The following is a 25,131-nucleotide window of genomic DNA, read 5'->3' on the forward strand; positions in this document are numbered from 1 at the left end:
ATTTGATTGTGGAATGCTATTCCAGAACCGCGCCGCCTGCCAAGCAGTTTTTGGCGATGCCTCGTCAGCAGGCGGGCGCGACCGGCGCGCGCTCCTGCGCCGATCGATGCACCGCGAGCGTCGCGGCGAGCGTGCGCGCGCCGTCATCGCCGGAACAGAGCGGCGTTTCCGTTCCGTCGATCACGGCCGCGAAGTGGCGCAGTTGCTCGTGATACGGATCGCCGGCGTGCGGCGCGGCGCGCTCGACGGTCAGCGGATCGTGCCAGCCTTTGGCCGCGCGATACTCCCAGACGTCGAGCTGCGGCAATGCGAGCGACGCATCCGTGCCGGAGACGAAGTGCGTGTTGACGCTCTGCCGCGGATAGTGCGCCGCCTCGCCTGCCGCCAGATCCCAGTTCCACGGCGATACCGCGCAGTCCGACACCGTCAGCGTGCCGAGCGCGCCGTTCGCGAAGCGCAGCAACACGGCGGCCGTATCCTCGACCTCGAAGCCGCGCACCGCGTTCGACGTCAGCGCCTGCACTTCCACGATTTCGCCGAGCAGGAACCGCATCATGTCGATGTCGTGGATCAGATTGATCAGCACCGGGCCGCCGCCCGCTCGCCTGCGCCAGTCGACATCGAAGTAGGGATCGGGCTTGTAGAACGTCGCGAGCGCGTTCGCCGCCACCGGCTTGCCTATGCGTCCGCTCGCCACGATTTCCCGGGCGCGCCGCAGAATCGGGCTATGACGCCGGTGATGCCCGACGAGCAGCGGCACACGGGCCTTCGCGGCGGCATCGACGAGTACGCGCGCCTGTTCAACGGTATCGGCGATGGGCTTCTCGATCAGCACAGGAATGCCGCGCGCGATGCACGCGAGCCCCGCATCGACGTGCGTTGCGTTCGGCGTCGCGACGATGACGCCGTCGGGCGATGCCGCGTCGAGCATCGCGTCGATGGTGGCGAAGCAGCTTGCGCCGTGCTCTCGCGCGAACGTCTGCGCGCCCGCTGACGGATCCGCCACCGCGACGACCTCGCAGTCCGGGTGCAGCCGCGCCCGCTCGATATGCATCCGTCCGATGGCTCCCGCTCCCGCAATTGCCAGCCGTTTCTTGGTCATGCGCGTGTTCCTCCAGATTGCTGTGGTTGAAAATAGTCGACAGTTAGTTGCCTTACACGATAATCCGCATTTGTTGAATGCTATTCCATTTTCAACTACAGTTTCGTTCGTGCGTTGACGAATTTTTTCATCGATCATTACGCGCCCGGCATTCAACGGCGGGCGCTTCAAGGAGACATCGACAGCATGGCGCAGGACACAACCTTTTCCGCATCCCTCGATAAGGGCTTGAGCGGTGCAACGCGCGTCTATTTCATCGTCGGCGATCCGATCGCGCAGGTGCGCTCGCCGTCCGGCGTGACGGCGGCCTTGCGCGCAACCGGACGCGACGCGATCGTGATTCCGGCGCATGTCGCGCCCGCCGACCTCGACGCGTTCTTCGCCGGCGTCACGCGGATGCAGAACGTCGATGGCGTCATCATCACGGTGCCGTACAAATTCAGCGCGACGAAGTATTGCGGCACGCTCGCGAGCGAATCCGCATTTCTCGGCGCGACGAACATGCTCCGACGCAACGCCGACGGCACATGGCACGGCGCAATGTCCGACGGCGTCGCCATGGTCGCGGCGCTCGCGGACGCGGGCTGCGAGCCGCAGGGCAAGCGCGCGCTGCTGATCGGCGCGGGCGGCGCGGGTTCGGCCATCGGCCATGCGCTCGTCGAGGCGGGAGTGGCGACGCTCGCCATCCGCGATTTCGATGCCGCGCGCACCGACGCCCTCGCCTCACGGCTCGCAACGCTCGGGCGCGGCACGGTCCGTATCGCCGATGATGCGGGCGCCGAGACGTACGACATCGTCGTGAATGCGTCGCCGGCGGGCATGAGGCCGGGCGATCCGCTGCCGATCGACGTATCGCGCCTGACGCCTGCGACTTTCGTCGGCGATGTCGTGACGAAGCCGCCGCTCACGCCGTTCATCGAAGCGGCGCGCGCGCGCGGCTGTCCGACCGTCACCGGCACGCAGATGTTCGGGCGCGTGTGCGACGCGATCGTCAACTATCTGATCGAGGGCTGACGCTGACCCAAGCGCCGTTGGGAATCGGAGCAGTCTGGTTCAAACGGCCGGCGCGTTGCTGCACCATAGCGCCGCGCCATCGTCCCCTCGGGAGCGCACGCCGGCCCCGCATCGCAAAAAGCCGCACTCGTGGCTTGCATCGAGCAGCCGCCCTTTCACGGGCGGCATTTTTTTATCCGATGCTCCCGCCGCGACACCACCGCGACGCCGCCGGCGGACATAGAGGGTCAATCAGAGGTCAACGAAGCTGTGATGAATTTCAACGAACGCATCTTTAATCGCGCGGCGCGGGCATGCGCCGCCGTCGCCGCACTGGCGCTGCTTGCGGCATGCGCGAGCGGACCGGGCGCATCCACCGCGATTCCGCCGGATGCGAAACTCGCGAGCGGACGCGTCGCGGGCAAGCAATATCTGACGACGGTCGCGACCGGCGCGGCGGCGTCGTCGGGGCCGAGCGTCGGCGTGGGCGCGGGCGGCATCGGCGGCGGCGGATGGAGCGGCGTTGGCGCGGGCGCAGGCCTGAGCTTCGACCTGACGAGTCTCTTCGACCGAAGCCCGGAGCCGACGGCGAAGGTCTATCGCTACAGCATTCAGACGCGCGACGGCGCGAGACGAGAGATCGACAGCACGCTCGATCTGCCGGACGGCGCGTGCGTGACCACCATCGATTCAGGGCAGCCGGGTTATCCGCGACTGATGTCATCGAACGAATGTTGAGGAGGCGGCGTATCGGGGCATCGGCATAAGCGCGGCGAACCGAAACGCACTGCTTCAAACAGACGATTGAGCCGGTCATCGGCATTTGCCATACTGACCGGGATCCAGTTGTCTCCTCACGCGTCCGTTCCCCGACAGGGACAGTCTCGCAACGGACGCGCTCTCGCCGCCTACCACCTCGGGCGGCTTTTTTTTGCGCCCAAAGAAAAAGCCGCCGTTGCGGGAACGGCGGCTTCATCCGGCAAGTTCAACTCACACGCTTACTGCGCTTCGTACCAGTTGTACTGGGCGATGGAACTGATAGGAGGCGTTCCGACCTGCAGCGTGATCTCGCGCAGCGAACCGAGCTGGATGTTGCGCGGATCGCCCATGTAGCGGCGGATGTCGCCGTTATCGCGGATATACACCACGACGTCCCCGCTCAGGCCGGCGACGTTCGTCACCGTGAGCGGCTCGCCCCAGATATCGAAGAACTGACCGAGCGTGAACACCTTGTTGTACGGCGTTTCGACGTGAATGATGCCGGTGTTGTCGTGCGTATGCAGTTCATAGTTGCACGAGCCGGGAAGCCCGATATTGGCCGGCAGCGCACGCGCTTGCCCGTTATAGACGATCGACAGATGCGTATGCACGTGATACGTCTCGGTCATCCCCGATCCGCAGATGACGCCATCCACCGGGGAGCCCTTTCCGCCCGTCGAGGTCGAGCCGTCCGGCCAGTAAAGGCTGCCCACCGTGCCGCCATAGGTCAGCGTGATCGGCGTGGCGGCGAGCGCCGGCGGATTGGTCCACGTGTAGGTCGGAATTTGCGTGAGCGGCGTGCCGACTTCCAGCGTCACTTCGCCATTGCGCGGCAGCACGAGGCTCGACAGGTCGCCGGTGTACTTGGTGAGCGCGCCGCCCGTGTTCACCCATGCCGTGACCGGTCCGGTGACGCCCGCAACGTTCGTCGACGACAGCGGCTCGCCCCAGACGGCGAAGAACTGGCCCAGCGTGTATTGCGTGTTGGTCGTCGCATCGATGCGGATCTTGCCGCTCGCGTCGTCGGTATGGACCGGATACACGCAGCCGCGCTGCAGCGTCAGGCTCGAGCCCAGGGTGCCGATGTTCGCCGGTAGCGCGAGCTGCTTGCCGTTCTGGTAGATGGAAAGATGCGAGTAGGTGTACGAGGCGCCTGCCGGTGCGCAGCTCAGGCCGCCGACCGGCTGGCCGGTGCTGCCGCCGCTTGCCGTCGAGCCATCGGGCCATTGCGACGCGCCGATCGTGGTGCCGTCGATGACGGCCGTGGCTGCGGCGAGCGTGGGCGTCGTGGTGGCCGGCGTGCTCGCGCCGGAGGGCGCCCCCGCGCCGGAGCCGGACGAGGTGCTCGACGAATCGTCTCCGCCGCCTCCGCAACCGGCCAGCACGACGAGCGCCGCCGCCGAAGCAATCGCACTCATCCAATATGCACGCTTTCCTTCTTTCATGTCTCAACTCCGCTTTTCGTTAATCAAACTCTTGTGGCGAGGGGCGCATTTAAACGCACGACGCATTAGATGGCATGCGCGTGCATGCCTTGTCCGCGTGAATCGAGCACACTCGCAAAACTAGTGAAAACGGCATAAGACAGACAGAACGATTCGTTCCGCTCCGGGCGCGGGTCTTATGCACGCAAGTTTTGCCGTGTATGGCCACGGCGGTTCGGTCGATTTAGCCGACCTCGTGCCGAAGGCCACGGAATAACGCCCGGACGGGCGCGGGTTAATCAATCACCGAACAGTGATTAATATGAATCGCAATACAGTCAATACGGCGAGCGATTTCGCCGGTGAGACGAAGCGTAACGTTCAAACTGCGTCGTCGCAAGTGGGAATGTGCCGCATTTCTCCGCGAGCGGATTTTAGCCGTGGATTTAATCGTTCATATGGTCATACTCAACCATCGCGGAAGACAAAATAAAGTATTAATCCGCAATCCGGCCGAAAACGCCGATTGACAGCGCCGACAGCCGCATGAAAGCATCCCGGCGCAGTCTCCTTACCCGACCGGAGCACTCCATGATCTTCCACGCATCCATTCCCGCCCGCGACCCCAAGCACGTCGCTCACGTACTCGCCGAACTGTGGGACGGCTTCGCCGCGCCCTTCTCGCCGTTTCCGGATGCCTGGATGGCCGTGGCCGGCGACGATCGCGGCAGCATCATCGAGGTGTATCCGGGCGATCGCGTCATCACGCCGGGCGGCGGCCAGGAGACCAGCGTGACTTATGGCGCGGGTTCGGCGGAGCGCCCGCAGTACAGCGCGTTCCATATGGCGATCGGCACGCGGCTGAGCGCCGGGCAGGTGATGGCGATCGGCGAGCGCGAAGGATGGCGCACGGTGCGATGCACGCGCGGCAACGATTTCTTCGATGTGATCGAGTTCTGGGTCGAGAATTCGACGATGCTCGAATTCCTCACGCCCGAGATGCAGGCTCAATACCTTGCGTTCGCCACGCCCGAGAACTTCAGGGCGATGGCAGCCGCCGCGGCTGCCTGATCCCGGTGCGAAGCTCAGCCGCGCCGCGCGGCCTCGCCGCCCGTCACGCGGATAGCCGGGAACCGATCCGTGGGCTTCGCGATTTCATCCTGCGAAGCCACGATTTCGAGCTCGTAACGGCCGGCATCGTAGGTTGTCTTGACGACGGCGTTCACCGCCGCGAGCGTATGTTCGAGCGCATTGCGCAGGGAATCGCCGAGCAGCGTGCGCGCGACGAACACCGCGCTCGTCAGATCGCCGACGCCGACCGGTTGCCGCGCGAACGGGTACAACGGCCGCTGCGCGAACCATGCTTCGCCCGACGTGACGGCGAGCATGTTGAACGTGTCGGCGCGGCTGTTGCGATCCAGCAGATGCTTGACCAGCATGATGCGCGGTCCGCGAGCAATCACTTCGCGGCAGGCATCCACCGCTTCTTCCACCGTTTCGATGGTGCGCCCGACGAGCTTCTCCAGTTCGGTGTGGTTCGGCATCATCGCGTCGGCGACGGTGGGCATGGTCGTGACCAGAAAATCTTCGATGCCCGGCGCGACCGTGCAGCCGCCTGTCGTGCCCATGACCGGATCGCAGAAGTAAAGCGCGCGCGGATTCACCGCCTTCACCATCTTCACGATCTCGACGACCGCCCGGCCTTGTTCGGTTGCACCGAGATAGCCCGACAGCACCGCGTTGCAGCGGCCCAGCACGCCGATCGCGCCGATGCCTTCGATCACGCCCTGCAGTTCGTCGGCATCGACCACGCCGCCGGTCCAGCGGCCGTATTGCGTGTGATTCGAAAACTGAACCGTATTGAGCGGCCACACGTTGACGCCGAGCCTGCGCATGGGAAACACCGCCGCGCTGTTGCCCGCATGCCCGAAGACGACGTGCGACTGGATACTCAGGACGTTATTCATAGTGCGATTCCGGGGCGAGACATGGGCGTTGAGCGGCGGGCGTGCGGGCCAGGCACGCCCGAACGTGCTCCGTATTGTGCCGTGCCTCGACGCGCTGCGGCATGGTGTGTCCGTTATAAATTGCGGCAAAGCTGCCCGGCCAGTCGCGCGCCTGCAACAGCCTCCGAGTGCGCGACGGCATGATGCTTGCTCCTTCCGTCGCCGATGCCGTGCACTCGTGGGCCGCGGACATATGCGTTGAGCCACGCGATAAAAAATCGAACGACTTCAGCACACGAATTCGAAGGCGCGCCGGATAATGCAACGACTGCACGAGGCGCATCGCCCGCGCACAGCCATCACACGAGGACCCGCGCACCACCCGCATACACGACATCAACGAAGCTAAGTCAAATCAGGAGCTGACATGGAGACGCCGTCTAAGAATCGCACCGATTTGCAAAAGTCGACCCTCGCCATCGTCCTTGCCGGCGGGCGCGGCACGCGTCTCGGGCCGCTCACGGACAAACGCGTGAAGCCCGCCGTCCACTTCGGCGGCAAATATCGCATCGTCGATTTCGCGCTGTCCAACTGCCTCAACTCGGGCATTCGCCGCATCGCGGTCGTCACGCAATACAAGGCGCATTCGCTGTTGCGCCATCTGCAGCGCGGCTGGGGCTTCCTGCGCGGCGAGTTCAACGAATTCATCGATATCTGGCCCGCGCAGCAGCGCGTCGATTCGAGCTGGTATCGCGGCACCGCCGATGCCGTCTTCCAGAATCTCGACATCATCCGCTCCATCGCGCCGCAATTCATCATCGTGCTCGCGGGCGATCATGTCTACAAGATGGATTACACGCGCATGGTGCTCGACCACGTCGAGAGCGGCGCGGACTGCACGGTCGGGTGCATCGAAGTGCCGCGCATGGAGGCGACCGCTTTCGGCGTGATGCATGTCGATGAAAACCGCCGCGTCACCGACTTCCTGGAGAAGCCCGCCGATCCGCCCGCGATGCCCGGCAAGCCGGATATCGCGCTCGCGAGCATGGGCATCTACGTGTTCAGCGCGAAGTATCTGTATCACTTGCTGGAAGAGAACATCGCCGCATCGAGCACGGATCACGACTTCGGCAAGGACATCATTCCGCGCGTGGTGACGAGCGGCCGCGCGATCGCGCATCCGTTCAGCATGTCGTGCGTGACGTCCGACGCGGATCCGAACGCGCCGGCGTACTGGCGCGATGTCGGCACCGTCGATGCCTACTGGGCAGCGAATCTCGACCTTGCATCGACGATTCCTCAGCTCGACCTGTACGACCGCAACTGGCCGATCTGGACGAATCAGGAGCAACTGCCGCCGGGCAAGTTCGTGCGCGACCTGAACGGGCAACAAGGGGCGATCACGAATCTGCTCGTGTGCGGCGGCTGTGTGATCTCGGGATCGCAAGTGTCGAAGTCGGTGTTTTCGTCGGCAGTGCGGGTGCATTCGTTCTGCAACATCAACGAGGCGGTCCTGTTGCCGCAAGTCACCGTCGGACCGAGTTGCCGATTGCAGCGCGTCGTGGTGGATCGCGGCTGCACGGTGCCGGAGGGACTCGTGATCGGCGAAGACCCGGACGATGACGCCGCGCGCTTCTTCCGCACGGAGTCGGGCGTGACGCTCGTCACGCGCGAGGCGCTTGCGCGGCTCGGGCAGCGTTAGTGCAGCAGGCGCGCTTTAGCCGTCGGGAGCGAAGTCGATTGAAAACCGACCGCGATGATGCCGGAGCGAAGCGTTGCACCGCTTGCTCCGGTGCGCGCGTCGCCACGTTGCATGGCCATTTTCTGGTTCGGGACGGGAGTAGAAGGCGGTGAAGCGCCAGCTCTGGTCGACCGCCGCTTTGTGGAATGGACCAGGGTAAGGCGCTGAAGCGCCAGTTTCGTTGACCGTCAATTTTGTAGTTTGGGACCGGAGTGAGGCGCTAAAGCGCCAGTTCCATCGATCGTCACTTTGTAGTTTGGGACCGGAGCAAGGCGCTAAAGCGCCAGTTCCGTCGATCGTCACTTCGTGGAATGGAATCGGAGTAAGACGCTGAAGCGCCAACGCCGGTCGACCGCCACTTTATGGCATGGGACCAGACTAAGGCGCTGAAGCGCCAACTCTGATCGACCGCCACTTCGTGGCATGGGACCAGAGTAAGGCGCTAAAGCGCCAACGCCGGTCGACCGCCACTTTATGACGTGGGACCGGAGTAAGGCGCTGAAGCGCAAACTCCGGCCGACCGCCACGTTGTGACATGGGACCAGAGTAAGGCGCTAAAGCCCCAACTCTGATCGACCGCCACTTTATGACATGGGACCAGAGTAAGGCGCTAAAGCGCCAACTCTGGTCAACCGCCACTTCGTGGCATGGGACCAGAGTAAGGCGCTAAAGCGCCAACTCTGGTCGACAGGAGCGCCAATGACCGTATGCGTGCTGCACGTCGCAGCAGAAATGTTTCCGCTTCTGAAAACCGGCGGCCTCGCCGATGTCGCCGGCGCACTGCCGCCCGCCCAATCGCAACTGGGCATGGACGTGCGCGTCGTGCTGCCCGGCTTCCCCGCCGTGCTGGCAGGCCTCGACGATCTCACGCCCGTCGCCGATCTCGGAACCGCCTTCGGCGCCGCCGACGTCCGCCTCGAACGCGGCGTGCTGAAACCGCACGGAGTCGTCGTCTACGTCGTGCGCGCCGACGCCTTCTATGATCGCCCCGGCAATCCGTATCTCGATGCCGCGCATCGCCCGTATGCGGACAACGACCGCCGCTTCGCACTGCTCGGCTGGACCGCGGCGCGTATCGCCACCGGTGTCGATCCCGACTGGAAGCCGCACATCGTCCACGCGCACGACTGGCACGCAGGCCTCGCGCCAGCCTATCTGCGCGCGTTCGAGCGCGGCGGCGCACCGCATGTCGCAAGCGTGATGACCGTGCATAACCTCGCCTATCAGGGCGTCTTCCCCGCGTCGCAATTCGGCACGCTCCAGTTGCCGGACGATTTCTACGCAGTCGACGGCCTCGAGTTCTACGGCCACGTCTCCTTCCTGAAGGCGGGGCTCTTCTACGCCGACCGCATCACCACCGTCAGCCCGACCTACGCCCGCGAGATTCAGACGCAGGCACACGGCGCGGGACTGCACGGCCTCCTGCAGACCCGCACGCACGACATCAGCGGCATCCTGAACGGCGTCGACTATACGATCTGGAGCCCTTCGGTCGACGACGCCATCGCCTCCCGCTACACGGCCGCCAAGCCGGCCGCCAAGAGCAGATGCAAGACGGCGCTGCAGGAACGCGTCGGCATCACGCGCGACGAGGACGCCCTGCTCTTCGGCGTCGTCAGCCGGTTGACCGAACAAAAGGGACTCGACCTGCTGCTCTCGGCGGTGCCCGACATCGTGCAGCGCGGCGGGCAACTCGTCGTGCTCGGCACCGGCGACCCGGCGCTCGAAGCCGGCATGAAGAACGCGGCGGCGGCGCATCCCGGCGCGGTCGCGGTGGTGCTGGGTTTCGATGAGACGCTCTCGCATTCGATCATCGCGGGCAGCGACGTCGTCATGGTGCCGTCGCGCTTCGAGCCCTGCGGGCTGACGCAGCTTTATGCTCTCGCCTACGGCGCGCTGCCGCTCGTGCATCGCGTGGGCGGACTCGCGGATACCGTCGCCGATTGCTCGCTCGAAAATCTCGCGGACGGGCTCGCGACGGGCTTCGTCTTCGAACACTTCGACCGCGCGGGCATCGTCGCGGCAATCCGCCGGGCATTCGCGCTCAAGGGACGCCGCACGGAGTGGAAGGCCGTCGTCAAGCGCGCGATGGCGCAGAATTTCGGCTGGGAATCGGCGGCGCTCCGTTACGCGGACGTCTATCAGGGGCTGCTTGCGTCGTGACGCGGGCGCGTCCCTTGCTCGCCAGCGATGCATTCACACGACAACAGGGACATCCATGCAAAAGGCACTCGCAGGCCAGATCGCGCTCGTGACGGGCGCGAGCTCGGGTATCGGCGCGGGCGTCGCGAAGGCGCTCGCCGAGGCGGGCGCGCACGTCGCCATCAACTATCACTCGCACGCGGAGCCGGCCGAAAAGCTCGCCGATGAAATTGCATCGCTCGGCGGCGAAGCGCTGCCCGTCGGCGCCGATGTCTCCGACGAAAACGACGTGGACGCCATGTTCGAAGCCGTCGTCGCACGCTTCGGCACCGTCGATATCGTCGTCGCGAATTCGGGCTTGCAGCAGGATGCCGCCTTCGCCGAAATGACGCTCGCCGACTGGCGCAAGGTCATCGATACGAATCTCACGGGTCAATTCCTGACCGCACAGCGCGCGGTGCGGGAGTTTCAGCGGCGCGGACCGCGCCCGGTGTCGAAGGCGCTCGGCAAGATCATTTGCATGAGTTCCGTGCACGAAGTGATTCCGTGGGCGGGCCATGTGAACTACGCGGCGTCGAAGGGCGGCATTCAGATGCTGATGAAGTCGCTCGCGCAGGAAGTCGCGCCCCAGCGCATCCGCGTGAATTCGATCGCCCCCGGCGCGATCCGCACGCCGATCAACCAGGAGGCGTGGGCATCGAAGGACGCGATGGACCGGCTGCTGACGCTCGTGCCGTACGGGCGCATCGGCGAAGTGGAGGACATCGGGCGCGCGGCGGTGTGGCTGGCTTCGGACGAGAGCGATTACGTCGTCGGCACCACGCTTTTCGTCGATGGCGGGATGACGCTTTATCCCGGCTTCGCGGGCAACGGCTGACGCGCGGCCGGCAACAGAACGGGAGTTCAATGCAAACGATCGAAGTCGATGTCGCCGTGATCGGCGCGGGCACGGCCGGCATGGCCGCGTTTCGGGCGGCGCGCGATGCAGGGGCGAGAGCCGTGCTCATCGAAAGCGGCGAACTGGGGACAACTTGCGCGCGCGTCGGCTGCATGCCGTCGAAGCTGCTGCTCGCCGCCGCGAACGGCTTGCACGATGCCCGCGGGCTTGAACCGCGCGGCATCGACGGCGGCGATGCGCTTCGTGCCGACTCAGCCCGCGTGATGGCTTACGTGCGGCGCGAACGCGATTACTTCGTGAGCGGCGTCATCGAGGAAACGCGGGAGTTCCCGGAAGGATCGCTGTTGCGCGGTCAGGCGCGCTTCGAATCGCCGGGACGCCTGATCGTCGGCGAACAGGTATGCGTCGAAGCAAAAGGCGTCGTCATTGCGACGGGCGCACGGCCAAGCATCCCCGACGAGCTGAAAGTATTCGGCGACAAAGTCATCACGAGCGACGATCTCTTCGAACTGCCCGCGCTGCCCAAGCGCATCGCCGTGTTCGGCGCGGGGCCGCTCGCGCTGGAACTCGGGCAGGCGCTCGCGCGGCTGTCGGTCGAAGTCTTCGTGTTCGGCAAGGGCGGCAGCGTGGCGGCGCTGTCGGATACGCCGGTACGCGATGCGCTGACTGCCGCTCTCGCGAGCGAGTTCTACTTCGATCCCGACGCCGATATCGACGCAATGTCGCTGGACAACGGTCAGCCGACGCTGCGCTTCACATCGCCCGAAGGCGCTGCGCGCACCGAACGGTTCGATCTCGTGCTGGCCGCCACGGGCCGCGCGCCGAACCTCGAGCCGCTCGCGCTCGATAAGGCGGGTATCGCACTGAACGACAAGGGCGTGCCGCAGTTCGACGAAACGACGATGCAGTGCGGCCGAAGCGCGATTTTCATCGCGGGCGATTGCGATGGCGCCCGTCCCTGGCTTCACGACGCCGCCGACGAAGGCAAGCTCGCCGGCGACAACGCCGCGCGCTATCCGGACCTGCAGGCGGTCAAGCGCAAGGTGCCGTTCTCGATCGTATTCTGCGAGCCGCAGGCGGTGATCGTCGGGGCATCGTACGACGATCTCGACAAGCAGATGACCGTGACCGGCGAAGCATCGTTCGAGACGCAGGGCCGAAGCCGCGTGATGCGCAAGAATCGCGGCCTGCTGCACGTCTATGCCGATGCCAGGACCGGCAAGCTGCGCGGCGCGCAAGGCTGCGGTCCCGCGATGGAGCATCTCGGGCATCTGCTCGCGTGGGCGATTCAACTGGAGCTGACACTCGACGACGCGCTCAGGCTGCCGTTCTATCACCCGGTCGTGGAGGAAGGCTTGCGCACCGCGTTGAAGGACGCCAACAGGAAATGCTACGAGGAACGCTCGGAGACACCGCCCCGATTGCCCGGCGCGGCGGGTTGCTGAATCGCCCATTCGAAAAAGAAAGGCCGGCTGAAAAGCCGGCCTTTGCCATTGCGATGCGTCCGCAACCGATCAGCCTCCGCTCAGTCCATATTGCAGCGCAAGGTCGAAGCCGAGCACGACCATCGAGCAGAAGAGGCCCAGCGACAGATTCGCCAGCCGATGACCGACGTCCTTGTGCCGCGTGAGCACGGCGCCCGCCAGAAACGCGATTTCAACGATGACCTGCATGGCGAATACAGCAATCATCAATGCGAACTCGTACCCCATCGCGTTGAAGTTGCTGAAGTTGAAGCCGTTCACCGCGACCCACGATCCCACTCGCCACGCTTCGTATGCCAATAAAAGCAACGGAAAGAAATAGCTGGCGACATAAGTCGGCACCGTAGCGTGCCGCAATTCCATGTTCAAGTGTCGTGTGACTTGCATCGCGTACTCCTCATCTGATAGCCCGAAAGGCCGGGCTTTTCGCCTGCATCGGTGACGCGCGTTGAGTCGCTTGACCCGGCGTTTAGCGAGACGCTTAATACAACGGGACACGCGCGTCGTGCTTTCAGAATAGGACAATTTTCGGGAAAGCGAATCATCGTATTCCCGATCAGTTCGACCACTAAGGCAGAGCACGAGACGTTGTGCAGTGCAACTTAATAAAACGGCTAGTTATCAGCGCACGTTTCGCACGCACGTGCGTGCCGCTTTAATGATTGCCATACAGCTTGATGATGCCTGAAAAGTCGAGTCCGCCGAGTCCCTGCTGACTCATCGACTGATAGAGCTGCTGCGCCAGCGCGCCCATGAAAACCGGCTGCCTGACGCCGCGCGCCGCATCGACGGCAAGTCCCAGGTCTTTCAGCATCAGGTCCGCGCCGAACCCGCCGCTATAACCGCGCGAGGCCGGCGCCGTTTCCACGATGCCGGGATACGGATTGCACGTGTCCGCGCTCCAGCAGCGCCCCGTCGACGTGTTGATGATGCTCGCCAGCTTCGCCGGATCGATGCCTAGCGTTTCGCCGAGCGTCATCGCCTCGGCGACGCCGATCATCGAGACCGCGAGCAGCAGGTTATTGCATATCTTCGCGATCTGACCGGTGCCCGTTTCGCCGCAGCGCACCATATTCTTGCCCATGCCGGCAAGCACCGGACGCAGCGTTTCGAAGAGCGCCTCGTCCGCGCCGACCATGAAGGTCAGCGTGCCCGCCTGCGCGCCGACGACGCCGCCGGACACCGGCGCATCCGCGAACGGATTGCCGTGCGCGGCCGCCGCTTCGCCGATGAACCTGGCGGTCGCGGGATCGATCGTGCTGCTGTCGATGAGCGGCACGCCCGCGCGAACGCCCGCGAGCACCCCGTCATCGCTCAGATAGACCGCCTTCACGTGCTGCGCGGCGGGGAGCATCGTAATCACGGCTTCCGCTTCCTGCGCCGCCGCGCGCGGCGACTCGGCGAGCGTTGCGCCCGCCGCTTTCGCCGCATCGAGCGCGGCTGCGGACAGATCGAAAGCGGTCAGCGCATGCCCCGCCTTCAGCAGATTCGCAGCCATCGGGCCGCCCATGTGGCCGAGGCCGATAAAACCGATTTGCATCGCCGTCTCTCCTGTTTTTATCGCAGCGCGATGGTCGTGTTGACGCCGTCGTTCACGGTGGCGTCGTCGAACCAGCGCGCCGTCACGGTCTTGGTCTGCGTGTAGAACTGCACGACCTGCTTGCCGTACGGACCGAGATCGCCGAGCTTCGAGCCGCGCGAACCGGTGAAGCTGAACGACGGCACGGGCACCGGAATTGGAATGTTGATGCCGACCTGGCCGATGTCGATCTCGCTCTGGAACTTGCGCGCCGCCGCGCCGCTTTGCGTGAAGAGGCCGACGCCGTTGCCCATCGGATTGCGATTGACGAGCGCGATGGCGTCATCGAGCGTCGCCGCTTCGAGCACGCATAACACCGGCCCGAAAATCTCGGTCTTGTAGATGGTCATGTCGGTCGTGACATTCGAGAAGATCGTCGGGCCGATGAAGTTGCCGTGCTCATAGCCCGATACCGCGATGCCGCGTCCGTCGAGCGCGAGTGTCGCGCCCTCTTCGACGCCTTTGTCGATGAGCCCGAGGATGCGTTCCTTCGCGGCCCGCGACACGACAGGTCCGAGGTCCGCGCCCGGCTCCGCGCCCGCGTTGACCTTGAGCGCGCGCGCCCGGTCGACCAGATCCGGCAGCCATTCCTTCGAGGCGCCCACGAGCACCACCACCGACGTCGCCATGCAGCGCTGGCCCGCCGCCCCGAAGCCCGCGCCCGCCAGCGCGTTGAGCGTTTGTTCCCTGTTCGCGTCGGGCAGCACGACGGCGTGATTCTTCGCGCCCATCATCGACTGGACGCGCTTGCCGTGCTGGCTGCCGAGGTTGTAGACGTGCGTGCCGACAGCCGTCGAGCCGACGAACGATATCGCCCTGATGTCGGGATGCGTGCAGAGCGCATCGACGACATCCTTGCCGCCGTGCACGACGTTCAGCACGCCCGGCGGAATGCCCGCTTGCATCGCCAGTTCGACGAGCTCCATCGTCGAAAGCGGGTCCTGCTCGGACGGCTTCAGCACGAAGGTGTTGCCGCACACGATGGCCATCGGGAACATCCAGAGCGGGATCATCGCGGGGAAGTTGAACGGCGTGATGCCCGCGCAGACGCCGATCGGCTGCCGCAGCGTGTACGTATCGACGCCGCCCGCGACGTTCTCCGCGAATTCGCCCTGTTGCAGCGTGCTGATCGAGCACGCGTGCTCGACTACTTCGAGCCCGCGGAAGATGTCGCCTTCGGCATCCGCGAGCGTCTTGCCCTGCTCGGCCGTCAGCGTCTGGGCGATGCGCTTCATGTTCTGCCGGATCAGGTCCTGCAGACGCAGCATGAGCCGCATGCGCGTGCCGAGCGGCGTCGTGCGCCACGTCTGATAAGCCTTTTGCGCAGCGGCGACGGCGGCGCTCACTTCGTCGGCCGTCGCGAACGGCACGCGGCCCACGACTTCCTGCGTCGCCGGATTGACGATGTCGCGCCACTCGCTCGTCCTGGAATCGACGAACTCGCCGTCGATCAGCAGCTTCGCGGTGCGGACGGACGCGCGCTGCGCCGGTTGTTCAGCAACGATGTTCACGGATGTCTCCCTGGTCGGAAAGCGTGCGCAAGGAAACGGAGAGGACGCGCGAAAGCGTCGGGGAGAATCGGGCGCGGCGTCTCCGTTATAGGTATCGGCCCGCTATTCGGCAGGCTCGTGCCTTTGAGTATAGTGATGCAAAAGTCTCGCAAGGCACTAGAAAAACACCCGATCGATATGCAAGAACGCCCGGCTTTCGACCCCGCCAGACTCAACTGGGACGACCTGCGCTACTTCCTCGAAGTCGCGCGAACGCAGCGCGCGAGCGGCGCGGCGAAGCGCCTGGGCGTGGATTACACGACCGTCGCGCGGCGCGTGCGTGCGCTCGAGGACGCGCTCGGCACCCTGCTCTTCGACAAGTCGCGCAGCGGCGGCTTCGTGCTGACGGCGGAGGGCCAGCGGCTGCTCGGTTTTGTCGATGCGATGGAAACCACGGTGCAATCCGCCACCGAGCAGATCGCGAATACGGGCCACGCGCTGTCGGGACACGTGCGCGTCGGTTCGACAGAAGGCTTCGGCTGCTTCTTCCTCGCGCCGCAACTCGCGCGCTTTCAGGACGCGCATCCGAACATATCGATCGACTTGCTGCCCGTGCCGCACTTCGTGAGCCTGTCGAAGCGCGAAGCGGATATCGCGGTGACGCTCGAGCGCCCCGAGCACGGCCAGTACGTCTATACGAAGCTCTGCGACTATCGGCTGAGGCTTTACGCGACGCCGGGATACCTCGCCGCGCACCCGCCGATCCGCACCGCCGACGACCTGCGCGGGCATCGCTTCGCGAGCTATATCGACGATCTCGCGTTCAGCCACGAACTGCTGTACCTGGAACGCGCGGTGCCGGGCGCGGTGTCGCACTGGCGCAGCACGAGCGCGATCGCGCAGTACCACGCGGCGCTCGAAGGCCGCTCACTCGCGATCCTGCCGTGCTTCATGGCCTCGCCCGATGCGCGGCTCGTGCCGGTGCTCGCCGATCGGATCGTCGTGACGCGCGCCTTCTTTCTCTCGTGCCGCGAAGACTTGCGCCGGCTGCGGCGCATCACCGCCGTGTGGGACTTCCTGCGCGCGGCGGCCGAAGTCAATCATGCGTTCCTCATGGGCGACGCGCCCAGCATGGGCTTCGCGGACATCGCGCCTGCGTGACGCTTACGCGCCCTCATCGCGCGTCCAACCTTTTTGACGTTGTTATCGCGGCCAAGTGTTTTAATGCCGCTTTCCAGCGATGTCTCGCACATCGCCACACGACGTCAACAACCGTTCCGTAATACTTTGATTCGCTATCCCGATCAATCGTCGATACCTCGCGGGATTCGCTTCGAATCCCGTGTCGTTCAACCCCGTCGACCGTTCGCCACCCGCTGATGTCGTTCGTCATCTGGTCCAGGCGGTCGGTCTCCAGCCAGCGCGTCCGCTTCGTCGAGGCGCGCACGGCGCGCGCCATCGCGGTGATCGCGCTGATCGCGCTTCTCATTGCCGCGCTCGCGCTCGGCATCGTCATCGGCACGATGTTCGCCCGCACGCATCTCGGCGAGAAGCAGGCGCTTGCCGCGCGGCGTTCGTTCGAGATCGAGCAGCTCGGCCGCATCGATGCCGATCTGAGCGCGCTCGCGCCGCGCGTCGCGGCGCTTTCGGCGCAAGTCGGCGAACTGCGCGACTTCGACAGCCGGCTGAAGGGCTCGCCCGGCAGCGGCACGGCATCCGGCGTGCACGACGTGCCGCCGCTGCCGGACAGCGAGGAATCCGCGACGGCGCTCGACGGCGCGGGCGGCCCGGAACTGCCGCCGCGCCTGTGCAATGCCGATCGCGCAAGCGCGGGTACGCCGGCGCAAAGGCTCAAGGCCGCGGAGAAGATCGTCGGATGTCTCGACGACACGCTCTCGCAGTTGCAGGGTCAGACGCTCGCCCACTACACCGCCTACATGGCGTTTCCCGGCCGCAATCCCGCGCCGGGTGCGCGCTACGGCTCGCCATACGGCAATCGCGTCGATCCGTTCACGGGCCACATGAGTTTCCATCCGGGACTCGATATGGTCGCGCCGACCGGCACCGCGATCCTCGCAAGCGCGGGCGGCCGCGTCGTGCAGGCAGGCGAGCGCAACGGCTACGGCAATTCCGTCGACATTCGCCATTCGAACGGCGTCGTCACGCGCTATGGCCATGCATCGCGCGTGCTCGTGAAGGAAGGGCAGTTCGTGATGCCGGGCGACGAAATCGCCGAAGTCGGCTCGACCGGCCGCTCGACCGGGCCGCATCTGCACTTCGAAGTCATCGTCGGCGGCGCACAGCTCGATCCGAAGCCCTATCTCTCGCTTTTCAGGCCCAAGCTCAATGCGCAAAGCTGATTCCAAACGCGCGTCGCTGAAGCTCACGCAGCATAGCTATTCCCTCACGCCCAAGCGCAACGCCGCCTACCTACCCGGCGTCATCGCCGCGGTTTGCGCGGTCGGGGCGCTCGTGGCGGCGGGGTTCGCGCTCAAGAACTCGCAGGACCAGTCGCGCAAGCTCGACGTGCTGTGCGCGCCGCCCGCCTCCGAACAGAAGCTGCAAGAGCAACTGACGCACGCGCAATTCGCGCTCGAACAGGAAGCCGCCACCCGCGCCGCGCTCGAGCAGCGGGTCGCGCAAGGCGCCGCGCAGATCGAACGATTGCAGACGGACCTCGCTTTCCTGAAGAAGCAACGCTGATTCCCCCCGGACAACCCGGTCGCGCCGCATGGCGTGGCCGTTCGAAGCAACTTTTATCGCATCGCAAGGACTGGCCATGTTTTCATCGAAGAAAGACTCGCAGGGCGTGAAGCCCGCCAAGCTCTCCACGCTCGTCGCACATAACGTGCATATCTCCGGCGACCTGGAATTCAGCGAAGGGCTGCGCATGGATGGTCAGGTGACCGGCAACGTCACCGGCCGCCCCGGCGACGAATCGCTCCTCGTCGTCAGCGATCAGGGCGCGATTCACGGCAACGTCAGCGCGTATGACGTCATCATCAACGGGCGCGTGGTCGGGGACGTGATGGTCGCGCATTTCGTCGAACTGCAATCGAACGCGCACGTTCACGGCAACATCTACTATCAGAAGCTGCGCATGGATGTCGGCGCGACGGTCGAAGGCAAGCTGACCAAGCTCGAATCGATGCAGTCGAGCCCGCCCGCGCTGCCGGCCGCGGAAGTCGTGCCCGCGCTCGATTACTCGGCAAGCTGAGGCGCGCGAATACCGCATCGGCATGGGAAGCCGAGGCCCGCTCAGCAAGCCGATCCGCTAAGATTCGACGATGACGACGCCGCTCGCTCTCGCCCGCCGGGCATGATGCGCGGCTCATTACATCGAGACGACAAGGGCGCCCCATGCTGGTCAATTGCGCGGCTTATCAGAACGGCCGGAAGCTGGCAGACGTACATATCGACGACATCAACGCGTATCGCGACCTGCCCGACTCTTTCATCTGGGTTGCACTGAAGGAACCGGGGCCGGGCGAACTCGCTCACATGGCGCATCAATTCGGACTGCATGAGCTCGCTGTCGAAGACGCACAGCACGGGCATCAGCGGCCGAAAATCGAGGAATACGGCGATTCGCTCTTCGCCGTGTTCCATACCGTCGAGTTCGATGAAGAAGGCGAGTTGCTCGTCGGCGAAATCAACGTGTTCGTCGGACGGAACTACGTGATCTCGGTGCGTAACCGCACGACGCAAGGCTTCCAGGAAGTGCGCAAGCGCTGCGAACGCGAGCCGCAACTGCTCAAGCACGGCCCGGCCTTCGTGATGTACGCGCTCGTCGATGCCGTCGTCGATCGCTATTTCCCTATCCTCGAGACGCTCGGCGCGGATCTCGACGAAGTGGAGGAGCGCATCTTCGAGCACAACGGTTCAGCGGCGTCGCGGGAGATCATCGAAGACCTGTATTCGCTCAAGCGCCGTATGACGCTCCTGCAGCATCACACCGCGCCTTTGCTGGAGGCGGTCAGCAAGCTCTACGGCGGGCGTCCGCCCGGCGTGTGCGCGGGCATGCAGGACTACTTTCGCGACGTGTACGATCATTTGCTGCGCATCGTGAAGACCATCGAAGGCCGCCGGGAAATGATCGTCACGGCGATTCAGGTGAACCTCGGCCTCATCGCGCTTGCGGAAAGCGAAGTGACCAAGCGCCTTGGCTCGTTCGCGGCGCTTTTCGCGGTCCCGACGATGATCGCCGGCATCTACGGCATGAATTTCCATCGCATACCGGAGCTGGACTGGAAGTATGGCTATCCGGCGTGCATCGCGGTGATGCTGATCGTCGACATCCTGCTTTACCTGCGCTTCAAAAGGGCAGGTTGGTTATAATGGCTCCTTCGATGCGAAGTCTGCATCGATTTTCGATCATTCATAGGGCATCGCGCGGGAACTCTTGCGCGGTATCGTCTGTCTAATCGGACATGTTTGCTGGAACCTATGCCTTGCAATTCGGCCCGTTGGCCGCACGTGGTAGCAACAGCAGACACGTTCACCCCTGCAGTCACGCATCACACCGCACGTTGGCGTCGTGCCGTCGCCTGATCATGCATCAGAGCGGTTGCCGCGCCAATCTCGCCGTCCCGGTCACGCCGGCCAGGGTTCGCCGCCTCGAGGCGAACGCAGTTGTTCCGGCCTATGCCGTCAAGCTCAGCACGAGCCTGAAATGAGACGTGGCGCGCTCGTTCAGTCGAGCGTGCCGGACCACGCTTTACATCGCTTCCGACGCATTGCAGCGACGATGCCTTCTGGCGCAGCCGCTCATGCCTCCATTCGCGAACCGGCGTCGTGTGCTGGCGAAGCGCGCGCAATGGACGTGAAACAGGCGAGCGCAGCACCCTACAACACCCTCAACAGGAGCTCACATGGCGAAAGAAGAACTCATCGAACTCGATGGCATCGTTGACGAAGTGCTCCCCGACAGCCGCTATCGCGTGACGCTCGACAACGGCGTCGTCGTGGGCGCGTATGCATCGGGCCGCATGCGGAAGAACCACATTCGTATTCTGGCCGGCGATCGCGTCACACTGGAACTGTCCGTGTACGACCTCACCAAAGGCCGCATCAACTTCCGTCACAAGGACGAACGCGCAGGCGGCGGCATGGCACGCGCACCGATGCGCCGGCGCTAACTCATCCGGCGTCGTTCGTCAGCATTAGCGTCCACCGCTGATCCGTTGGCCGGTCCGAAGTTTGGTCCGAAGCCCCGATCCGCGGCGGGCGGTTCCCCTCAGGCACGCGCCGCCAGCAGCGCGTCGATCCCCACGGCGAATCCATCGTCGTCATTGGTTGCCGATACCAGGCTCGCGCGGCTTTGCACGCCTTCCGACGCCTGCCCCATCGCAATCGACACCCCCGCAATCTCGAACATCGCGATGTCGTTGGTCATGTCGCCGAGCACGGCCACGCGTTCCAGCGGCACGTTCTTGCGACGCGCGAGTTCGCGCACCGCATCGCCCTTGTTGGCGAGCAGGTGGGTGATATCCAGGTAGTAGCTCTGCGAGCGCGCCGCGTTCGCGCGCCCTTCGAGGCGCGCCTGCAATTGCTGCTCGACGCGTTCGAGCAGCGGCGCATCGGCGGTCGAGCCGACGATCTTGTCGACCGCATCGAGATCCACGTCGTCGAAACGCTGCACGAGCACGCCGTCGTAGCCGACCGTGCGGCGCTCGCGCGGCACGTATGCGCCGTCCGGATTCGTCAGATACCACACGTCCCCAACGAACACCCACGCATCGACGCCCGCCGCGGCGAGCGCTTCGAGCGAGGCCTGCACCGCGTCGCGCGGCAGCTTGTGCGCGGCCAGCACTTCCCGCGTGCGCGGATCGACGAGATTGCCGCCGTTGTACGACGCGTAAGGCATGTCGACGGCAAGCGTCTCGACGATATTGCGCATGCCCGCCCCCGGCCGGCTGCTCGCGACCGTGAAGGCGACGCCCGCTTCGTGCAGCCGGCGCACCGCGTCCTTCGCGGCTTCGCTGATCGACTTGTCGGTATGAAGCAGCGTGCCGTCGCAATCCGATACGACGAGCTCCACGCGCGCGAGCGCCTCGAAGGCGGCGGCGCCGTCGCCGTTCACGCTATGCAAACCGTATTGGCCTTTGCCGTTCATGAGAGCGCTCCTTCGCGCTGATTGAAGTGAGGCAGTTGACGAGTCTCGCGCACCGAACGCGGATGCCACAGCTTCGCGCCGCCTTCGATGCCCGCCGCGTTCGACACGACAGCGACGTTCGGCGGCAGGTCGAACTTCAGATGCGCGGCGTTGCCCCCGCCGATCCAGAGTTTGTCGAAGTTCACGAGCGTCGCCAGTATGCCGATGATTTTCTCGACGCGCCTGTTCCAGCGCTTGTTGCCCGCCTTCTCGCGCGCCGCGTTGCCGATGTATTCGTCGTAAGTGCGCCCCTTCGATACCGGATGATGCGCAAGCTCCAGATGCGGCATCAGTTCGCCGTCGCGGAATAGCGCGGTGCCCGCGCCGGTGCCGAGCGTGAGGACCATTTCGATGCCGCCGCCTTCTATCGCGGCAAGGCCCTGCATCTCCGCGTCGTTGATCATCCGCGCCGGCACGCCGCCAAGACGCGCGGAGATCATGTCGGCGAGCGGGACGCGATACCAGTATTCGTTGCCCAGATTCGGCGCGGTCAGCACGACGTTGTCGCGCACGACGCCGGGAAAGCCGATCGAGAGATGCGTCGGCGGCTCCCCGGTAATCGGTGCGACGAGCGTCATCAGCGTATCGACGACGGCATCGGGCGTGGCGGGCTTCGGTGTCGGAACGCGCACGCGCTCGCTTTTCATCTCCCCGTCTTCCGACAGGACAGCGGCCTTCAACCCCGTGCCGCCGATGTCGATGGCCAGGATGCGGTCAGCCTTCGGCGCGCCCTTGGTCGTGGAAACGCGCGTCCTGTGCTTCGTTTTCGATTCCGTGCTCACGCTTCTTGTCCTCGGTCGAGAAAGAGTTCACTTCTTGCCGGCATCGTCCGTCAGCGAACGCCACGCGCGGCCGTCGGCGGCGAGCAGTTGGTCCGCGGCTTCCGGGCCTGCGCTGCCCGACGCATAGCCATGCACCGGCAGTTCGGCATCCGGATGCAGCACGCGATCCACCGCCGCCCACGCCGTCTCGATGCTGTCCGCGCGCTGGAACAGTGTCGGGTCGCCGAGCATGCAGTCGTAGAGCAGCGTCTCATAGCCGACATTTGCGCTTGCCGCGAAGAAGTCGCTGTAATCGAACGCCGATCGCACCGCGCCGATCTGCATCAGCGGGCCGGGCATCTTCACGTTGAAGTCGAAGCTCGTGCCGTGCCCGGGATCGATGCGCAGCGTGTAGACGTTCGGCGTCAGCGCATCGACGGGAGTATCGCGGAAAAGGCGGAACGGCACAGCTTTCAGCTGCACCGATATCTCCGTGCGCCGTTCCGTCAGCCGCTTGCCGGTGCGCAGATAGAACGGCACGCCCGCCCATCGCCAGTTCTCGACATGAACGCGCGCCGCCGCGTAGGTTTCCGTGCGGCTGTCCTTCGCGACGCCCGGCTCGTCCCTGTACGCCGGGCCGGCGGGTCCGGCTTCGTACTGGCCGAGCACGACGTCGTTCGCGGATAGCGGCTTGATCGCATCGAAGACATCGGCCTTCCTGTCGCGCACGCTTTCGGCGTCGAACGAATTGGGCGGCTCCATCGCGACCATGCCGAGCAACTGGAACAGATGATTCGGCAACATGTCGCGGAATGCGCCCGTCTGCTCGTAGAAGCTGCCGCGCCCTTCCACGCCGATGGTCTCCGCCGCCGTGATCTGCACGTGGTCGATGTACTCGCGCCGCCACACGGGTTCGAACATCGCGTTGGCGAAGCGCACCGCGAGAATGCTCTGCACGGTGTCCTTGCCGAGAAAATGATCGATGCGATACACCTGCGATTCCTCGGCATGCGCGAGGATGCAGCGGTTCAGCTCCTTCGCGGAGGCGAGGTCCGTGCCGAACGGCTTTTCGATCACGAGCCGCCTGAACGCGCCGTCCTTCTGTTCGAGCAGGCCGGTGCGGCCGAGCCGTTCGGCGATCGGCGCGAAGAAGCGCGCGCTCACCGCCAGATAGAACACGACATTGCCGCTCTGCTGCTGCGCGAGCCGTTCCTTGAGGCGCGTGAAGGTCTCGTCGTCGGCGAACTCTCCCGCGAAGTATTCGAGCTTTTGCGCGATGCGGTTCCACGCATCGTCGTTCAGCTCCGATGTGTGGAAGGTGCTGGCCTTGTCGGCGGCGAACTTGCGCAGCGCCTGGGTCAGTTCATCGCGCCATTGATCGGTCGCCCGCGCGCCATGATTGACGCCGATGATCCGCATGTCGTCGTCGAGCAGTCCCTGAGCCGAGAGGTTATAGAGCGCGGGCATCAGAAGCCGCCTGGTGAGATCGCCCGCAGCGCCGAAGATGACCAGCGTGCAGGCGGGCGCGCGCCGCCTCGTCGATGGTTCCGAATCGCTCGACTGTTTCACGTCATTTGCCATGAACTGGAATCCTCATCCGTTGGGCTGAAGCTGGAAAGACTCTCGCCGATGCGGCACAGTTCAATCGAGCGTCGTGTCTTTCGGCATGCGCGCTTCTTTGTATGCTTTCTGTAATTTCACGCCTTTCGTGTCGTAAAATGTCCGCGCTCACGGACGACGCGTCGCAATTCACCGCTCACTCACATGAATGCAACCGACACTTCCATCGACTTGTCCGCTTACTTCGCACGCATCGGCTATCGCGAGGAAGAACGTCCCGCGCCGACGCTCGACACTTTGCGGGCGCTGCATCTGCTTCATCCCCAGGCGATACCGTTCGAAAATCTCGACGTCCTGCTCGGCCGTCCGGTGCGGCTGGATCTCGCGTCGCTGCAGCGCAAGCTCGTGAGCGAGCGGCGCGGCGGCTACTGCTACGAACACAACCTGCTTTTTCGCAGCGTACTCGAAGCGCTGGGTTTTCGCGTCCGAAGCTACGCGGCGCGCGTGCTGTGGGGCCGCGCCGATACCGCGATGCCGCCGCGTTCGCACATGCTGCTGGTCGTCGATCTGGACGAAGGCGCGTTCGTCACCGATGTCGGCTTCGGCGGCATGACGCTGTCCGCGCCGCTCGCGCTCTCGAGCGGACTGGAGCAGATCACGCCGCACGGCGCGTTTCGCCTCGAGCGCATCGAGCCGGGCGCCCGGCTGCCGCACTATCGGCTGGATGCGCTGATCGAGGGCAAGTGGACGCCTGTCTATCGCTTCGACTTCGATCCGCAATACGACATCGACTACGAGATGTCGAACCACTTCGTCTCGACGTATCCGCAATCCATCTTCGTGCATAACCTGCTTGCCGCCCGCCTTGCGCCGGGTCGCCGGTACGGCGTGTTCAACCAGCGCTTCTCGTCTCACGACGATCACGAAGGCACGACGCATCGCGAATCGTCCACCGTGGCCGACCTGCGCCGCACGTTGAGCGAAGAGATCGGCATCCATCTGCCGGATGCGCCCGATTGCTCGAATCCCGTTTCCCCCGCCGATCTGGACGCCGCGCTCGCGCGGCTCGCTGCATCCGGTCCGGCCTGATCCCACTCG

23 protein-coding genes are annotated in these 25,131 nt (G+C 64.7%); 14 read left to right on the top strand and 9 right to left on the bottom strand.

Features of this window, described 5'->3' with window-relative positions:
• Positions 1-64: 64 nt before the first annotated feature.
• On the bottom strand, positions 65-1,102 hold the full coding sequence (locus P9255_RS06895; protein ID WP_309766203.1) for a Gfo/Idh/MocA family oxidoreductase: 1,038 nt from the start codon (positions 1,100-1,102) through the stop codon (positions 65-67).
• 186 nt (positions 1,103-1,288) lie between these two features.
• Between P9255_RS06895 and P9255_RS06900 the strand changes: the two genes are divergently transcribed.
• Positions 1,289-2,116 carry a shikimate dehydrogenase gene (locus P9255_RS06900; RefSeq protein ID WP_309766204.1) on the top strand — a complete coding sequence of 276 codons (828 nt, stop codon included), beginning with the start codon at positions 1,289-1,291 and terminating at the stop codon, positions 2,114-2,116.
• Between the two features lie 252 nt (positions 2,117-2,368).
• Positions 2,369-2,833, top strand: coding sequence for a hypothetical protein (locus P9255_RS06905; RefSeq protein ID WP_309766205.1), 465 nt, complete (start codon positions 2,369-2,371; stop codon positions 2,831-2,833).
• A 260-nt stretch (positions 2,834-3,093) separates the two neighbouring features.
• On the opposite strand, the gene P9255_RS06910 is transcribed toward P9255_RS06905, so the two are convergent.
• Positions 3,094-4,272, bottom strand: coding sequence for a hypothetical protein (locus P9255_RS06910; RefSeq protein ID WP_309766206.1), 1,179 nt, complete (start codon positions 4,270-4,272; stop codon positions 3,094-3,096).
• Between the two features lie 597 nt (positions 4,273-4,869).
• Between P9255_RS06910 and P9255_RS06915 the strand changes: the two genes are divergently transcribed.
• The gene (locus tag P9255_RS06915) at positions 4,870-5,349 is read left to right on the top strand and encodes a hypothetical protein (protein WP_309766207.1); all 480 of its coding nucleotides are present in this window, start codon (positions 4,870-4,872) and stop codon (positions 5,347-5,349) included.
• Positions 5,350-5,363: 14 nt separating this feature from the next.
• Here P9255_RS06915 and pdxY read toward each other — a convergent pair whose 3' ends face one another.
• Entirely contained in the window at positions 5,364-6,245 is an 882-nt protein-coding gene (gene pdxY / locus P9255_RS06920) for a pyridoxal kinase PdxY (protein ID WP_309766208.1), read from the bottom strand.
• 406 nt (positions 6,246-6,651) lie between these two features.
• Here pdxY and glgC point away from each other — a divergent pair, with 406 nt between their 5' ends.
• The 4 genes from glgC (at position 6,652) to P9255_RS06940 (ending at position 12,450) form a co-directional block, all read left to right on the top strand.
• The gene (gene glgC / locus P9255_RS06925) at positions 6,652-7,926 is read left to right on the top strand and encodes a glucose-1-phosphate adenylyltransferase (RefSeq protein ID WP_309766209.1); all 1,275 of its coding nucleotides are present in this window, start codon (positions 6,652-6,654) and stop codon (positions 7,924-7,926) included.
• 738 nt (positions 7,927-8,664) lie between these two features.
• On the top strand, positions 8,665-10,128 hold the full coding sequence (gene glgA / locus P9255_RS06930; protein WP_309766210.1) for a glycogen synthase GlgA: 1,464 nt from the start codon (positions 8,665-8,667) through the stop codon (positions 10,126-10,128).
• A gap of 55 nt (positions 10,129-10,183) precedes the next feature.
• Positions 10,184-10,984 (top strand): SDR family oxidoreductase, encoded by an 801-nt coding sequence (locus tag P9255_RS06935; protein ID WP_309766211.1) that lies wholly within the window; start codon positions 10,184-10,186, stop codon positions 10,982-10,984.
• Between the two features lie 29 nt (positions 10,985-11,013).
• The gene (locus tag P9255_RS06940; RefSeq protein WP_309766212.1) at positions 11,014-12,450 is read left to right on the top strand and encodes a dihydrolipoyl dehydrogenase; all 1,437 of its coding nucleotides are present in this window, start codon (positions 11,014-11,016) and stop codon (positions 12,448-12,450) included.
• A gap of 69 nt (positions 12,451-12,519) precedes the next feature.
• Here the strand turns inward: P9255_RS06940 and P9255_RS06945 are convergent, their stop codons facing one another.
• From P9255_RS06945 to P9255_RS06955, 3 genes are all read right to left on the bottom strand, one after another.
• The gene (locus P9255_RS06945; protein WP_309766214.1) at positions 12,520-12,876 is read right to left on the bottom strand and encodes a hypothetical protein; all 357 of its coding nucleotides are present in this window, start codon (positions 12,874-12,876) and stop codon (positions 12,520-12,522) included.
• A gap of 268 nt (positions 12,877-13,144) precedes the next feature.
• On the bottom strand, positions 13,145-14,029 hold the full coding sequence (mmsB, locus tag P9255_RS06950) for a 3-hydroxyisobutyrate dehydrogenase (protein ID WP_309789276.1): 885 nt from the start codon (positions 14,027-14,029) through the stop codon (positions 13,145-13,147).
• A 17-nt stretch (positions 14,030-14,046) separates the two neighbouring features.
• Positions 14,047-15,579 carry a CoA-acylating methylmalonate-semialdehyde dehydrogenase gene (locus P9255_RS06955; RefSeq protein WP_309766216.1) on the bottom strand — a complete coding sequence of 511 codons (1,533 nt, stop codon included), beginning with the start codon at positions 15,577-15,579 and terminating at the stop codon, positions 14,047-14,049.
• Between the two features lie 177 nt (positions 15,580-15,756).
• On the opposite strand from P9255_RS06955, the gene P9255_RS06960 reads away from it, so the two are divergent.
• The 6 genes from P9255_RS06960 (at position 15,757) to infA (ending at position 20,696) form a co-directional block, all read left to right on the top strand.
• Positions 15,757-16,719: a LysR family transcriptional regulator gene (locus tag P9255_RS06960; RefSeq protein WP_309766217.1), complete on the top strand. Its 963-nt coding sequence runs from the start codon at positions 15,757-15,759 to the stop codon at positions 16,717-16,719.
• A gap of 218 nt (positions 16,720-16,937) precedes the next feature.
• Entirely contained in the window at positions 16,938-17,918 is a 981-nt protein-coding gene (locus P9255_RS06965; protein ID WP_309766218.1) for a M23 family metallopeptidase, read from the top strand.
• A complete protein-coding gene (locus P9255_RS06970) occupies positions 17,905-18,261 on the top strand; it encodes a hypothetical protein (RefSeq protein WP_309766219.1) in 357 nt (118 codons plus the stop codon). Before P9255_RS06965 ends, P9255_RS06970 begins: the two co-directional genes overlap by 14 nt.
• A 76-nt stretch (positions 18,262-18,337) precedes the next feature.
• Positions 18,338-18,775 (top strand): polymer-forming cytoskeletal protein, encoded by a 438-nt coding sequence (locus P9255_RS06975; protein WP_309766220.1) that lies wholly within the window; start codon positions 18,338-18,340, stop codon positions 18,773-18,775.
• A 143-nt stretch (positions 18,776-18,918) separates the two neighbouring features.
• On the top strand, positions 18,919-19,896 hold the full coding sequence (gene corA, locus P9255_RS06980; RefSeq protein WP_309766221.1) for a magnesium/cobalt transporter CorA: 978 nt from the start codon (positions 18,919-18,921) through the stop codon (positions 19,894-19,896).
• A gap of 533 nt (positions 19,897-20,429) precedes the next feature.
• Entirely contained in the window at positions 20,430-20,696 is a 267-nt protein-coding gene (gene infA / locus P9255_RS06985; RefSeq protein WP_309766222.1) for a translation initiation factor IF-1, read from the top strand.
• 98 nt (positions 20,697-20,794) lie between these two features.
• Here infA and P9255_RS06990 read toward each other — a convergent pair whose 3' ends face one another.
• Genes P9255_RS06990 through zwf form a run of 3 tightly spaced genes read right to left on the bottom strand, consistent with a single transcriptional unit; the run spans position 20,795 to position 24,054 of the window.
• A complete protein-coding gene (locus P9255_RS06990) occupies positions 20,795-21,673 on the bottom strand; it encodes an HAD family hydrolase (RefSeq protein WP_309766223.1) in 879 nt (292 codons plus the stop codon).
• Complete coding sequence (locus P9255_RS06995; protein WP_309766224.1) at positions 21,670-22,494, bottom strand: ROK family protein; 825 nt, start codon at positions 22,492-22,494, stop codon at positions 21,670-21,672. The genes P9255_RS06990 and P9255_RS06995 overlap by 4 nt, the downstream gene beginning before the upstream one ends.
• Positions 22,495-22,521: 27 nt before the next feature.
• The gene (gene zwf, locus P9255_RS07000) at positions 22,522-24,054 is read right to left on the bottom strand and encodes a glucose-6-phosphate dehydrogenase (RefSeq protein WP_309766225.1); all 1,533 of its coding nucleotides are present in this window, start codon (positions 24,052-24,054) and stop codon (positions 22,522-22,524) included.
• Between the two features lie 183 nt (positions 24,055-24,237).
• Between zwf and P9255_RS07005 the strand changes: the two genes are divergently transcribed.
• The gene (locus P9255_RS07005) at positions 24,238-25,122 is read left to right on the top strand and encodes an arylamine N-acetyltransferase (protein WP_309766226.1); all 885 of its coding nucleotides are present in this window, start codon (positions 24,238-24,240) and stop codon (positions 25,120-25,122) included.
• The last annotated feature ends 9 nt before the right edge of the window (positions 25,123-25,131 follow it).

The sequence above is a fragment of the Caballeronia sp. LZ019 genome (assembly GCF_031450825.1).
Classification (GTDB): domain Bacteria; phylum Pseudomonadota; class Gammaproteobacteria; order Burkholderiales; family Burkholderiaceae; genus Caballeronia.